This is a genomic window from Thalassospira sp. ER-Se-21-Dark, assembly GCF_017922435.1.
In the GTDB taxonomy this organism is placed as follows: domain Bacteria; phylum Pseudomonadota; class Alphaproteobacteria; order Rhodospirillales; family Thalassospiraceae; genus Thalassospira.
Genome location: NZ_VDEZ01000005.1, coordinates 1 through 13,397, shown reverse-complemented (window position 1 = coordinate 13,397; position 13,397 = coordinate 1). Strand labels below are relative to the sequence as shown.

Here is a 13,397-nt window from a genome sequence, read left to right as displayed (position 1 = left end):
GTCCTTTGATGAAATCTTCTAGCAAAGCAGGCCTCGGCCCCGGTTTGCGATTGCTATTGGGTAAATATCTCGCAAAAATGTGGCATCCACCACGGAGCAGACTAGATAAAGACCAGAATGCGATCATGTCGCTCCCAATAATGCTTTCCGGAGGCACTCAAATGATTTCGCTTAAGGACCCCAGTCTTTTCACCCAGCAGGCCTATGTCGGCGGGGAATGGGTCGATGCCCCAGACGGGAAAACAGCCGAGGTAACCAACCCCGCAACCGGTGAAGTGCTTGGCACCGTTCCGGTTCTTGGCCGTGATGAAGTTGCGCATGCCATTGATGTCGCCGAAAAGGCGCAGAAGCTTTGGAAAAAGCGCACCGCCAAGGAGCGCGCGGGCATCCTGATGAAATGGTACGACCTGATGATGGAAAATCAGGACGACCTGGCTGCCCTGATGACGGCAGAGCAAGGGAAACCATTGACCGAAGCCAAGGGCGAGATTGCCTATGGCTCATCATTCCTGCAGTGGTTTGCCGAAGAAGCCAAACGCGTCTATGGCGATGTGATCCCGACCTTTGCCGAAGGTCGCCGTGTGATGGTTCTGAAAGAACCGATTGGTGTTTGTGCCGCCATCACGCCATGGAACTTCCCGACCGCGATGATCACCCGTAAAGCCGCCCCGGCATTGGCCGTTGGTTGTGCGATGGTGGTCAAACCGGCGATGGAAACACCGTATTCCGCCCTTGCCATGGCAATTCTGGCCGAACGTGCCGGTCTGCCCAAGGGGCTGTTGTCCATCGTGACCGGTGATGCGCCAGTAATCGGTGCGGAAATGACCGAAAATGCCAAGGTCCGCAAACTGACCTTTACCGGTTCGACCGCGATTGGGCGTTTGTTGATGCGCCAGTGTTCCGATACCGTCAAAAAGGTCAGTCTGGAGCTTGGCGGCAATGCGCCGTTTATCGTCTGTGAAGATGCCGATATCGATGCGGCGGTCGAAGGCGCGATTGCGTCGAAATACCGTAATGCCGGCCAGACCTGTGTCTGTGCCAACCGTCTGTTCGTTCATGATGCAATCTATGACGAGTTCGCCGAGAAATACGCCGCCAAGGTTGCCAAAATGACTGTCGGTAATGGTGCGGACGAAGGCGTTGTGATCGGCCCGCTGATCACGGAAAAGGCTGTTGAGAAGGTCGAAAGCCAGATTGCCGATGCGGTTGCCAAGGGTGGCCGTATCCTGACGGGCGGCAAGCGTCATGAAAAAGGCGGCTCGTTCTTCCAGCCGACCGTGATTGCCGATGCCACCCGCGAAATGACCGTCTTCCGCGAGGAAACCTTTGGCCCGATGGCACCGCTGATCCGGTTCAAAACCGATGACGAAGTGCTCGAGATGGCCAATGATTCCGAGTTTGGTCTGGCATCCTACTTCTATTCGCGTGACATCAACCGGATCTGGAAACTGGCCGAAGGCCTCGAAAGCGGGATTGTCGGGGTTAATACCGGCATCATCTCGACCGAGGTGGCACCGTTTGGTGGCGTCAAACAATCCGGTGTCGGCCGTGAAGGATCGAAATACGGTGTCGAGGACTACCTCGAAGTCAAATATGTCTGCATGGGCGGCGTTGACGAATAACGCTTATCCCCCAGAAGTCAGAAAAGACAAAGGGCGCTGCAACTCGCAGCGCCCTTTTGTATTGAAGGCCACAAGGCCGCACTCAGACATCAAAGATATTTTTCTTGCGCGCGCCAGAGGCTTCATCCTGTTCGTCCTGCTTGCCGGTAATCGACTGCGACGAGCCGCTTGGCAGTTCGGACTGCAATTCGGTAAACACATCGAACATGTTCGGGTTAAACGCGATCCGTGCCTGCAACCGGTCGCGGCGCTCATCGGCGGTTTCATCCCCGTCGGCTGATTTGCCAAGTTCGGCCTCGGCCATACTGTTGCCGTTCAGGCGCTGCTCGATGGCATCGGCAATGACCTTTTCGATGGCCTGGCGATCATCGGCATCCATCTCGGCCAGTTTCTCTTCATCAAGGCCCATGCTTTGCAGGATCTTTGCACGCAATTCTTCGATCTTGCGTTCCTCAATTTCCTTCACATAGGTCGTGAAACCATGTTCGCGGATATAGGCCAGCTCGGCATTTTCTTCCTTCTTCTTTTCCGGAAGCGGGACGGTGTTTGATGAAATGGTCTGGCGGAAACTGGCCGCACTTTTGGCGCTTTGTGCGGTGTTGGTGACAGCAGCCAACGTTTCATACAATCCCATCAGAAACCTCCATGGGGAAAAAGATGCCGGTTGAAATTCATTCTCCTGTTTTCGGTGCAAACCCTGTGCCGTGCTAAGCGGGCACGTTTTTACCGCTTGTTTGATCACCAAGACCGGTTTGAAAATTCCCTTGTAAATCAGGGGTGTGAACGCATTGCGCAGAAAAATTTTCGAAAACGAATTGTTTTTTGCCGCGATTTTTTTCTAAATAGAGCGATAAAACCAATGGCACCGTCATTATGGCGGGCCACAACGCATCAATGCATGCAGGGTCGGATGGCAGGAAACCTGCCGGCTCGGGAGGAAAACAAACATGTCAGAAACGCGCTATATCCTTGCCATTGATCAGGGAACGACAAGTTCACGCGCCATTGTCTTTGATGAAAACGGCCGCTCCGTTTCCGTCGCACAGCAGGAATTTCCGCAACATTTCCCCAATAGTGGCTGGGTCGAACATGACCCGGAAGACTTGTGGAGCACCGTGGTCGCTGTCTGCAAGGAGGCATTGGCACGGGTTGATATCGCCAAGGTCGCTGCAATCGGCATCACCAACCAGCGTGAAACCACCGTTGTCTGGGACCGCAAGACCGGCAAGGCGATCTATAACGCGATTGTCTGGCAGGATCGCCGCACGGCGCCGCTCTGTCATGAGCTTAAAAAGCGCGATCCCAAGCTTGAAGAGGCGGTCAATGCCAAGTCCGGCCTGTTGATTGATCCGTATTTCTCGGCCACCAAGGTCGCGTGGATCCTTGATCATGTTTCGGGTGCACGCGCACGCGCTGATCAGGGCGATCTGGCGTTTGGGACGGTCGACAGTTTCCTTCTGTGGCGTCTGACCGGTGGCACGTCGCATGCGACCGATGCGACCAATGCGGCGCGCACCAACCTGTTTAACATCCGCGAAAACGCCTGGGATGACGAGCTTTGCAAAATCTTCCGCGTGCCGCGCAACATGCTGCCCGATGTCAAGGACTGTGCCGCTGATTTCGGGGTGACCGATGCCGATCTGTTTGGCGCGGAAATCCCGGTGATGGGCATGGCGGGTGATCAACAGGCGGCGGCATTCGGTCAGTGCTGCTTTGAGCCGGGCGATATCAAAAGCACCTATGGCACAGGCTGCTTTGTTATCCTGAATACCGGGGATGAGGCAGTGACCTCCCAGCACCGGCTTCTGACCACGGTTGGCTATCGCATCAATGGCAAAACAAGCTATGCCATCGAAGGCGCCATTTTTGTTGCCGGGGCGGCGGTTCAATGGCTGCGCGACGGGCTTGGCATTATCAAGTCGGCGGCCGAAACCGAGGGATTGGCCAAATCACTTGATGACAATCATGGTGTTTATCTTGTCCCGGCCTTTACCGGACTTGGCGCACCGTATTGGGACCCGGATGCCCGCGGGGCGATTTTTGGCCTGACCCGGGATACCGGCCCGCGCGAGTTCGTGCGTGCAGCCCTTGAAAGCGTTTGCTATCAGACCTTTGATCTGTTTGAGGCCATGGCTGCCGATGGCGTGTCGCCCAAGGCGGTTCGGGTTGATGGCGGCATGGTTGCCAATGACTGGATGTGTCAGATGCTTTCTGACGTTTTGGGCATTTCGGTCGAGCGCCCCGAAGTCACCGAAACCACAGCACTGGGGGCGGCCTACCTTGCCGGATTACAGGCCGGTATTTACCGCGATCTCGATCATATTTCCGAGAAATGGCACCTCGATGCCAGCTTCGAACCCGATATCGAACCGGGCCGCCGGCAGGGGTTACTCAATGGCTGGAAAGATGCGGTCAAGCGCGTGCAAACAGCGCCAAGTGACTGATACGCATGGCTGCCTTGCCAAAGGAATTGCCGGGCAGGGCTGGTAACACTGCAAAATGATTTGTACTATCAAAGGACAGCGTCAATGATGCTGTCCTTTCTTTGTGCGTGATCGACGTGGTTTACCCGATCTGTTGCGCTGCTCTGGGCTTTGGTGCTCATTCTCGCCTTTGGGGGAAGCATGCTTGATCTGATCGTCGGAAAAGTTGGACCGGTCTTTTTAACGATCCTGTGCGGTTTTCTTCTTACGCACATCAAGATCATCAAGCGTGAAGGCATTCCGTTTCTGGCCAAGCTTGCCATGAATGCCTTTATCCCGGCGATGCTGTTTCAGACCCTGTCGCAATCCGACATCAGCGCGCATTTCGATCTGCGGCTTTGGGGCAGTTATTATTCCGGCGTGCTGTTGAACTTCGCGCTGGTGTTTATAATCGCCAAGCTCTGGCTGAGTGCCAAAACCGATGAAGCGGCCGTCACCGCGATGGGCGGCGTCTTTTCCAACATCGTTCTTCTCGGTATTCCTCTGGTGCAGGCGGTTTACGGCGAAGAGGGCCTGGTGCCGCTTTTAATCGTGCTGTCGATCCATCCGGTGACCCTGATGGGTATGACAATTCTGATTGTTGAGGGCAGCCGCGGTGGCGATGGTCATTGGTTGTCCAACGTATTTCGCAGCATCGTGCGTGTGGCCAGAAATCCGATCATTGCGGCGATTGTGCTTGGCGTTCTGGCGTCGCTTTTTGAAATCCGCATGCCGGAAATGGTCGATGGCACGCTGGAACGGTTCCGCACGGCGGGTCCGACGATTGCACTTTTGCTGGTCGGGGCTGGGCTTTACGGGCAGTCGGTGCGCGGTAACCTCAGTGCCAGCTTGCTCTGCACCACGGCCAAAATGTTTGTCCAGCCGCTTCTGGTGTTTTCGGTCGGGCATTTCATTTTCGATCTGCCGCCGCTTTGGCTGATGATTGTCACACTGGTGGCCGCACTGCCAAGCGGGGCGAATGTCGCGATTGTCGCGGGCAGCTATAATGTCTGTATCGACCGGTCATCCACGACGATCTTGCTGACTACCATCATCAGTATGCTAACCCTGCCGCTTCTGATCCTCTATGCTGGATTACTCTAATTTGGCGTTTGGGCGGTGGTCGTGTTGGCGGCCGTCAGGATACGCACCATCAGATTGATCTCGTGCTCAATGCTTGGCATCAGGGCAGGGCGCTCGCCACTTGCAACGGCATCCGCGAAGGCCTCAATTGCAGCCGCCTGTCCCTTGTCCTGCCCAAACCAGTTGCGTGTTACGATCCGGCCATTCACCCGAAGTTTTTTCCAGTTAAACAGGCTGGCCGAGAAATTCGGCGCCGTTACCTCAAGCACTTCCTTGGGCTCTCCCCGATTGCCGTGCAGGTAACTGACCTCGCCCATTGACCCATCGGCAAAGCGCAGCTGCCAGATGCTGTCACCCGCCGTGCGATCAATCCAGTGACAATTAAGCTCATTCAACTCGCTATCGATCAGGCTCATAATCAGATCAATAAAATGACTGATCTCGCCAAGCGTGCGTCCGCCCTGATCCGGATGGTGAAGCCAGTGATCGGTCGGAAGCGGCGTGATGCGAACCCGGTAGTGAAATTGTTTTACACCAGTTGGCAACACTTCGCGCAGTTTCACAGCCATCGGCGCATAACGCCGATTATGCCCAACCATGAAGATGTGTCGCGGTGCGCGATCGGCGACTTCTCGCAGCAAATCCAGCCCAGCGCGATCAATCGCAATGGGTTTTTCCAGCCAGACATGCTTCCCGGCCGCGATTGACTTTGCTGCCAATTCAGCGTGACTGTCATGGCGTGTGGCGATGATAACGCTGTTGACACTTTGATCCTCAAGCAGCTCGTCCGCCCCGCCATACAGGCGCAGCCCGTCAATCTTCTTTGAGAGCGCAACCGCCGCCAACCCGCTTTGAGAACAGCAGGCTGCAATCTCAATCTTCGGATGCTTTTGCAACAAGGGCAATAAACTGCCCCCCAGATAGTTGCCAGCCCCGATCAGTCCGGCCCGGACATGGTCACGGGCCGGCACGGATGTCTGTACCGACGGAGCAGGTGGCTCTACTGGTGCGTTCTCTGCGTATCTGTATCGCACCAGTGTCGCCAATTGTGCTGGGTCTGGCCCCTTGGCGAAGTGATCTGCGATATCGGCAAAATCAATCTCGGATGTGATCAATGGTGTCGGATCAAGGCGGCCATCTGCCATCAAATCAAGGGCTGCCTGCATGTTGCGCTTAATGGTCCAGCGCACGTGACCAAGCGGATAATCTTCGCCACGCTCCTCATAGTTGGGATCATAACGCCCCGGTCCATAGGACCGGACTTGCCGAATGGTGATTTCCTTTTCATACAACACCTTTCGCTGGCCATTCGGGGCGATATCGCCAACGCATATGATTGTGCCCCGATCGCGACAAAGGCGGGCAGCGTCGTCGATCAATCGATGATTTCCCTTGCCCGGCGCGCAGATAAAGACGCTGTCAAACCCGCTTTGCGACGCGTCGCGTGCCTTGGCGAAACCGACGGCACGGCTCTCACTGGTTGCAATCTTGCGGCGCGAAAGGTCCGGCTCAATCACGGTCACCAACGCACCGGCAACCCTTGCCGTCTCAGCGACAAGCTGCCCAATCAAACCCGCCCCGATAACAGCAACCTGATCACCAATCGATGTCTCTCCCTGCCGAAGCGCATGCAAGGCCAAGGCATACAATGTTGCAAACACGGCCTTGCGGTCGGGCACCGCATCCGGAACCGGGCAGGCAAGGTTAACCGAAACCTGATTCCACTCGGCATGATTGGCCTGCCCCATCCCCGCAATCGCAACACGCTGACCAGCCTTCAGGTCCGTAACATTCTCGCCCGTGACTTCGATCCGCCCGACAGCGCAATAGCCCATTGGCATCGGGCGCCCCAGACGGTTTTCAACACGCGCACGTGTTCTCCCAAAGCCTTCCGATTTCAGATGCTTCAATGTCAGCGCGACCAAATCCGGTCGCTGCCAAGCCTTTTGCAACAAGGATGCGCGCGCCTGATCGGCTTGGGTGAATTCCGTTCCAGGACTGATGACAGAGTAGGCCGTTTTGAGAAGGACAGCATTTTTGCCCGGCTGCGGAATGGGGCAATTGGCCAGCGCAAGTTTGCGTTCACCGGAAAAACGCAGCAAGGCCTTCATCTCCGTCATCATCGCCCTCAAGTTTAATAGGTTGAAGAATGCAGAAATGATTAAACCATATATCGTGCCAGCTGGTCGACGCGTTCTTGTTGATGGAGATTGAGGTGCAATCCGTGTCTTCCTGACGGGCGTATGTCCGATGGAGTACTTTCGCCAAACGGGACCATCCCTCCTATTCTGTGGGTTTTGCCGACAAAACAATTTCAACAAAAATCCCGTTGCATCGTGATTTTTAGTTTTGTATACAATATACATGAATTGAATGCGGTCGCCGTTGATCGGGGCTGTGATGCTTAAAGGCGCCGGTATGTTGCCGTGCTGCCATATCAGGAGGTTTCTTTCCATGCAGGTAAACTGGACTGGCGTTTTCCCCGCCGTTGCCACCCAGATGAACGAAGACGGTTCGATCGATTTCGATATGACCGCCAAACAGATCGAAGACCTGATCACGGCCGGTGTCGATGGCCTCGTCATGCTGGGCTCGGTTGGTGAAAACACCGCCCTTGAGCCAGACGAAAAAATCGCCGTTCTGAAGCTGGCCGTCGAAGTCACCAAGGGCCGCATCCCGGTCCTGTCCGGTGTCGCCGAAAACTCGACCCGTGCTGCCATCCGCTACGTACAGGAATGCGAAAAGCTCGGTGCTGATGGCCTGATGCTTCTGCCCGGCATGGTTTATACCGCCGATCCGCGCGAAAATATCGAGCATTTCCGCACGGTCGCGGGTGCGACCAAGCTGCCGATCATGATCTATAACAATCCGGGTGCCTATCGCATCGACATCAAGCCCGAAGAGTTCAACCAGCTTGCCGATGTCAAAAACCTTGTCGCGATCAAGGAAAGCTCGGGCGATCCGCGTCGTATTACCGACATCTATAATGCCTGCGGCGATCGTTTCGTTCTGTTCTGCGGCATGGATGATCTTGTCATGGAAACGCAGGTTCTCGGTGCCGTTGGCTGGATTTCCGGTTTCACCGATGCCTTCCCGAAGGAATCGGTTGCGCTCTGGAAGCTGCTGTCGGAAGGCAAATACACCGAAGCGCTTGAAATCTATCGCTGGTTCACCCCGGTTCTGCACATGGATGTCCATGCCAAGCTGGTTCAGTACATCAAGCTTGCCCAGGAAATGACTGGCGTTGGCAAACCGCACGTTCGCGCACCGCGTCTGCCGCTGGTCGGTGAAGAGCTTGAAACCATCAAGGCCACCATCCAAAAAGCCATCGATACCCGCCCGTCGCTCTGATCGGCAGTCCTTTGCAATCAGGATGCGTACCCGCAAAACCGTGATTGCATTGAGACGGTATTTGATGAAACAGTGAGCTCCTCCGCTTATCTCGCGGGGGAGCTTCCTGCTATCTGTTTGCTGTGCCGAAGCACCAAAATACGCATCGTCGAAATTCGAGAGGCCCCGAAATGACATCAGCCAAAACCGCCACGCCATCCGATACCGCTGCCGGCCAAAAGGTCGTTGTGATTGGTGCGGGTATTGTTGGGGCCAATGTCGGGTTGGCGCTGCTCGATAAGGGCTATGACGTCACAATTCTTGATCGTGGCGAACCGGGCATGGGCGCATCCTTTGGCAATGCTGGCGGAATTGCGGTTTCCGAATGTGCACCAGTTGCGATGCCGGGCGTGCTTAAAAACGTGCCCGGTTGGTTGATGGACCCATTGGGCCCGCTTTCGGTGCGCTGGGGCTATTTGCCGAAAATGATGCCCTGGTTGTTAATGTTTTTGGCATCCAGCAGAAAGCAACGGGTCGAACAGATCGCAACCAACATGGCGACCTTGCTCAATCGCGCATGGGATGATTACGACCCGGTGCTTAAGGAAGCTGGCCTTACGGACGCGGTTTTCAAAAAACACGGTGCGATGGCGGTGTATCGCAGCAATGCGTCTCGTCAGGCGGCCGAATATGCCATTGATCTGCGTCGGCGTAACGGCATCAAGTTACGCGACCTGACCCGTGATGAAGTGCGCGATATCGAACCGGATCTGGCGCCGATCTTTGCCTGTGGCGTGATGGAAGAAGACTGGGGCCATGTCCTTGATCCGTTCAAAATCACCGCCGGTATTTTCAAGCATTTCCTCGATCGTGGCGGCAAGTTCGAGACCGCCGATGTGACCAATTTTGTCTTCCGCGATGGCAAACCGCGTGCCGCCACCACCGATGCCGGCGACATGATCACGTTTGATCATGTGGTTGTCGCCTGCGGTGCCTGGTCAAAGACGCTGGCCAAACGGCTGGGCTCGCCGGTGCCGCTTGATACCGAACGCGGCTACAACACCACCGTGCCCTATCACGATGCCAAACTGTCGCGCATGATTGTCTGTGCGGATGACAGCTTTGTTTTAAGTCCGCTTGAAATGGGCATTCGCGTCGGTGGGGCGGTCGAACTTGGGGGCCTTCTGGCCGCACCAAATTACGAACGTGCCAAGGCCCTGTTTGCCAAGGGCAAGGAAGTTCTGCCAAAACTCAATGCCGAGGGCGGCACGGAATGGATGGGCTTCCGTCCTTCCATGCCCGATTCAACCCCGGTCATTTCCAAAAGCCCGCATCATGCCAATGCTTATTTTGCCTTTGGGCACGGGCATCTTGGCTTGACGCTGGGGGCGACGACCGGGCGTCTGGTTGCCGATCTGATGTCAACGGGCAAAACGCCCGTCGACATGACCCCATATCGCATTAATCGTTTCTCTCGTTTCTATAGCATCTAGGGCCCCATCCATGGCGAAAAGCAGTTTCTTTTGTGTCGACGGTCATACCTGTGGCAACCCGGTGCGTCTGGTTGCCGGCGGCGGCCCCAAGCTTGACGGTGCGACCATGCTTGAAAAGCGTGCGCATTTTCTTCGTGAGTATGACTGGATCCGTACCGGGCTGATGTTTGAACCGCGCGGTCATGATGTCATGTCGGGCTCGATCCTCTATGACCCGACCTCGGATGACTATGACGTCGCGGTCCTGTTTATCGAAACGTCTGGCTGCCTGCCGATGTGCGGCCATGGCACGATTGGTACTGTGACCATGGCGATCGAGGAAGGCCTGGTAAAACCCAAAATCCCCGGTCGTCTGCGCCTTGAAACACCGGCGGGCCTCGTCATTGCCGAATATAATCAGGTTGGCGATTACGTTGAATCGGTCAAGCTGACCAACGTTCCGTCGTTCCTCTATAAAACCGATATCGAAGTCGATTGCCCAGATATTGGTCCGATCAAGGTCGATGTTGCCTATGGTGGTAATTTCTATGCGATTGTCGAACCGCAGGAAAACTACCGCGACATGGCCGATTTTTCGGCCGGTGACCTGCAACGCATCAGCCCGGAACTCCGCCGTCGCCTGAACGAGCAGAACGAATTCGTGCATCCGCTCTATCCCGATATCAAGGGCCTGTCGCACATCCAGTGGACCGGCAAGCCGACCCAACCCGACAGCACACATCGCAATGCGGTGTTTTATGGCGACAAGGGTATTGATCGCTCGCCATGTGGGACGGGTTCCTCGGCCCGTCTCGCCCAGCTGGTTGCCAAGGGGCACTGGGATCCCGAGCATGAATTGGTCCATGAAAGCATCATCGGATCACAGTTCCGGGTATCGGTGGTCGAGAAAACCAGGGTCGGCGAATTTGATGCCGTCGTGCCGGGGATTGAAGGCTGGGCGCGCAAGCATGGCTACAACACCATCTTCATTGATGACCGCGATCCCTATGCCCATGGCTTCATTGTCAAATAGGCAAAGTGCTGTCGATCACACCAAGGGGGCTTCATGCCCCCTTTGTCGTATATCGGCGAAGTTTGGCTGCTAATACAGTAGGCAATTGTATTGCGACTTGTCTGACCCAACGCTATGAATAGCAAAACTGACAGATTCTGTCGGATGGAATTTTGCCCGATTGATCAGCATGCCATGTCGCGTCGGGGTAACACCATAAAAGAGCTGAAATGACCGCATCACCGCGATTTACCCGCCGTACCATCACCGATCAGGTGACCGAAGATCTTCGTGCACGTATTCTGACCGGCGATTTTCCTGCCGGCTATCAATTGCGACAGGATGCCATCGCGGGTGAATATAACGTCTCACGCATTCCGGTCCGCGAAGCCCTGCAGCGCCTTGATGCCGAAGGCCTCGTTTCGTTCCAGCCGCACAAGGGCGCGATTGTCTCGCAGCTCTCGCTTGACGAGATCGAGGAGCTGTTTGAAGTCCGCAAGCTGCTTGAATGTGATCTTCTGCGTCACGCGGTTCCGCGCCTGACCCCGGCGGACCTGAAATCGGTTGAAGATATCCTGATGGTCTATGACGAGGCGTTCCGATCCGGCGATGTTTCCAAGTGGGGGGAGCTTAACCGCGAATTCCACGATCGGCTTTACCGCGCATCGAACCGTCCCAAGACGCTCGAGATTGTCCGCATGATCGGCAACAACACTGTGCGTTTTACCCAGGCACAGCTGGCCCTTTCCGGCGCAACCGACCGGGCCGAGCGCGAACACCACCAGATATTTGACGCCTGCAAGGCCGGGAATGTCGAAGAGGCTGTCGAGCTTCTCGCCAATCACATCCAAAGTTCTGCCGACAGCCTGATGGACTGCCTGCGCAAGGCGCGTGAATAGGCGAACCAAGTCCGACCAAGTCCGAAACGTAAAAAGGGATGCTGATGGCATCCCTTTTCTGTTTCTGTCTTGTTGACCTCAGCCAACAATAAAGCCGCGCCCGATCTCATCATCCTCTTCAAGCCAGAAACTTGCCTTGCCACTATAATGCGCCTTGCCCGTGACCGAGGCGATGATGGCTTCATGCGGACCACAGCGGGTTGTGGCTTCAACCGATCCTGCAAAGCGCGACCCGATCACGCTTTCAAACACGCGGATATCTCCCGGTGTAATCAGTCCCTTGGCGTGCTGAATGGCAAGCCGGGCACTGACGCCGGACCCGGTCGGGCTACGGTCGACCTGACTTTTGGCAAATACACATATATTACGTGTCGCGGACGTCTCAAACGCATCGCGCCCGTCGGTCAGGATTGCACCATATAAAAAGGCCAGATCGTCATGATCGGGATGGGACAGCGTCACGCTGTCATTCACCGCTTGGCAAATCGCCTCCGCCAGACGCGTCAGGTGGCGGGCATTTTCCGGCGTGATGGCGATATCAAATTGCCCGGCATCCAGAATGGCATAAAACGCCCCACCATATCCGATATCGGCTTTAAAGACCGTACCATCAGGAAGACGCAAGGAAACATCACTGGCAAACATGAAGGACGGCACCGACGAGAACCGAACCTTGCCGGTTTTGCCCTCATGCACCTCGACCTCGGCGCGCACCAGGCCGCATGGGCATTCAATATTGACTGTGGTAATCGGCTCGACCGCTTTGACCAGACCATAATCAATCGCATAGCGACCAAGGGCCAGAATCGCATGGCCGCACATGGTCGAATAGCCTTCATTATGAATGAACAGCACCGCAAGGTCGGCATCGGGCAGGCTGGGCGGAACCAGGATCGCGCCATACATGTCGTAATGACCGCGCGGTTCGAACATTAAAAAGCGCCGCAGATGATCAAGGTGATCTCTGGCATGGCGGCGCTTGGCCAGAATGTCTTCGCCGGGAATATCGGGGTAACCGGACGTAATGATTCGCAGCGGCTCACCCCCGGTATGCATGTCGATCACCTCAATCGGGGTTGGTTGATCGGGATAAGAACGCATGATTTCCGAATCACTTTGCGATCTCGGGGATGTTTTGTCGTCTTGCATGGGCGTTGATCCGGATTATTTGCCGCTTTTGGCGCAGGTGATTCTGTGTCGGGTAAAAACTTGCGCGAACATCTTATCGGCATTATCGCGCAGAGCAATCGAAGCGACCCCCGATTTTCGGGTTTTGGGCCCCTTGCAGGTCATAAAAGTGAAACCTATATATGGTTTCGCGCAAAAATTTTGCGTAACGACATTTCTGTCATTTTTTTGCAAAAAGGTGTTTGACAGTTTTGGGAGTGGGGCCTATAACCCGCCTCCACCGACGGGGTGCGGCGCCAACGAGACGGCGACGCGGACTGAGCGGTTCGGGGCTTCGGTCCTAGAGTTCTTTGACATTGTAGATCAGAAGGAAGGGATGCGCGGGCAGC

The 13,397-nt window shown here is 55.5% G+C and carries 11 protein-coding genes; 8 read left to right on the top strand and 3 right to left on the bottom strand.

Features of this window, described 5'->3' with window-relative positions:
* The first annotated feature begins 161 nt into the window (after positions 1–161).
* Complete coding sequence (locus FHI25_RS16930; protein ID WP_008890100.1) at positions 162–1,622, top strand: NAD-dependent succinate-semialdehyde dehydrogenase; 1,461 nt, start codon at positions 162–164, stop codon at positions 1,620–1,622.
* A gap of 82 nt (positions 1,623–1,704) precedes the next feature.
* Here the strand turns inward: FHI25_RS16930 and FHI25_RS16925 are convergent, their stop codons facing one another.
* On the bottom strand, positions 1,705–2,256 hold the full coding sequence (locus FHI25_RS16925) for a hypothetical protein (RefSeq protein WP_008890099.1): 552 nt from the start codon (positions 2,254–2,256) through the stop codon (positions 1,705–1,707).
* Positions 2,257–2,569: 313 nt separating this feature from the next.
* Between FHI25_RS16925 and glpK the strand changes: the two genes are divergently transcribed.
* Positions 2,570–4,066 (top strand): glycerol kinase GlpK, encoded by a 1,497-nt coding sequence (gene glpK, locus FHI25_RS16920; RefSeq protein ID WP_210519787.1) that lies wholly within the window; start codon positions 2,570–2,572, stop codon positions 4,064–4,066.
* Between the two features lie 180 nt (positions 4,067–4,246).
* The gene (locus tag FHI25_RS16915) at positions 4,247–5,188 is read left to right on the top strand and encodes an AEC family transporter (RefSeq protein WP_063087976.1); all 942 of its coding nucleotides are present in this window, start codon (positions 4,247–4,249) and stop codon (positions 5,186–5,188) included.
* On the opposite strand, the gene FHI25_RS16910 is transcribed toward FHI25_RS16915, so the two are convergent.
* On the bottom strand, positions 5,185–7,287 hold the full coding sequence (locus tag FHI25_RS16910) for a bi-domain-containing oxidoreductase (protein WP_210519785.1): 2,103 nt from the start codon (positions 7,285–7,287) through the stop codon (positions 5,185–5,187). The two genes, FHI25_RS16915 and FHI25_RS16910, sit on opposite strands and share 4 nt — an antisense overlap.
* A gap of 334 nt (positions 7,288–7,621) precedes the next feature.
* Between FHI25_RS16910 and FHI25_RS16905 the strand changes: the two genes are divergently transcribed.
* From FHI25_RS16905 to FHI25_RS16890, 4 genes are all read left to right on the top strand, one after another.
* The gene (locus tag FHI25_RS16905) at positions 7,622–8,518 is read left to right on the top strand and encodes a dihydrodipicolinate synthase family protein (RefSeq protein WP_008890095.1); all 897 of its coding nucleotides are present in this window, start codon (positions 7,622–7,624) and stop codon (positions 8,516–8,518) included.
* 170 nt (positions 8,519–8,688) lie between these two features.
* A complete protein-coding gene (locus FHI25_RS16900; protein WP_210519783.1) occupies positions 8,689–9,990 on the top strand; it encodes an FAD-binding oxidoreductase in 1,302 nt (433 codons plus the stop codon).
* 10 nt (positions 9,991–10,000) lie between these two features.
* The gene (locus FHI25_RS16895; protein WP_210519781.1) at positions 10,001–11,002 is read left to right on the top strand and encodes a 4-hydroxyproline epimerase; all 1,002 of its coding nucleotides are present in this window, start codon (positions 10,001–10,003) and stop codon (positions 11,000–11,002) included.
* A 209-nt stretch (positions 11,003–11,211) separates the two neighbouring features.
* A complete protein-coding gene (locus tag FHI25_RS16890; RefSeq protein WP_008890092.1) occupies positions 11,212–11,880 on the top strand; it encodes a GntR family transcriptional regulator in 669 nt (222 codons plus the stop codon).
* Positions 11,881–11,958: 78 nt separating this feature from the next.
* Here the strand turns inward: FHI25_RS16890 and FHI25_RS16885 are convergent, their stop codons facing one another.
* Positions 11,959–12,981 carry a proline racemase family protein gene (locus FHI25_RS16885; RefSeq protein WP_246879176.1) on the bottom strand — a complete coding sequence of 341 codons (1,023 nt, stop codon included), beginning with the start codon at positions 12,979–12,981 and terminating at the stop codon, positions 11,959–11,961.
* Between FHI25_RS16885 and FHI25_RS16880 the strand changes: the two genes are divergently transcribed.
* A partial coding sequence (locus FHI25_RS16880; protein WP_210520285.1) for a hypothetical protein occupies positions 12,980–13,397 on the top strand: 418 nt, incomplete at its 3' end. The genes FHI25_RS16885 and FHI25_RS16880 overlap by 2 nt on opposite strands.

Excerpts from the sequence above, each read along its gene's own strand:
- FHI25_RS16910 (WP_210519785.1), bottom strand. The coding sequence starts at position 7,287 with ATGACGGAGATGAAGGCCTTGCTGCGTTTTTCCGGTGAACGCAAACTT.
- FHI25_RS16930 (WP_008890100.1), top strand. The coding sequence starts at position 162 with ATGATTTCGCTTAAGGACCCCAGTCTTTTCACCCAGCAGGCCTATGTC.
- glpK (WP_210519787.1), top strand. The coding sequence starts at position 2,570 with ATGTCAGAAACGCGCTATATCCTTGCCATTGATCAGGGAACGACAAGT.
- FHI25_RS16915 (WP_063087976.1), top strand. The coding sequence starts at position 4,247 with ATGCTTGATCTGATCGTCGGAAAAGTTGGACCGGTCTTTTTAACGATC.
- FHI25_RS16925 (WP_008890099.1), bottom strand. The coding sequence starts at position 2,256 with ATGGGATTGTATGAAACGTTGGCTGCTGTCACCAACACCGCACAAAGC.
- FHI25_RS16890 (WP_008890092.1), top strand. The coding sequence starts at position 11,212 with ATGACCGCATCACCGCGATTTACCCGCCGTACCATCACCGATCAGGTG.
- FHI25_RS16905 (WP_008890095.1), top strand. The coding sequence starts at position 7,622 with ATGCAGGTAAACTGGACTGGCGTTTTCCCCGCCGTTGCCACCCAGATG.
- FHI25_RS16885 (WP_246879176.1), bottom strand. The coding sequence starts at position 12,981 with ATGCGTTCTTATCCCGATCAACCAACCCCGATTGAGGTGATCGACATG.
- FHI25_RS16895 (WP_210519781.1), top strand. The coding sequence starts at position 10,001 with ATGGCGAAAAGCAGTTTCTTTTGTGTCGACGGTCATACCTGTGGCAAC.
- FHI25_RS16900 (WP_210519783.1), top strand. The coding sequence starts at position 8,689 with ATGACATCAGCCAAAACCGCCACGCCATCCGATACCGCTGCCGGCCAA.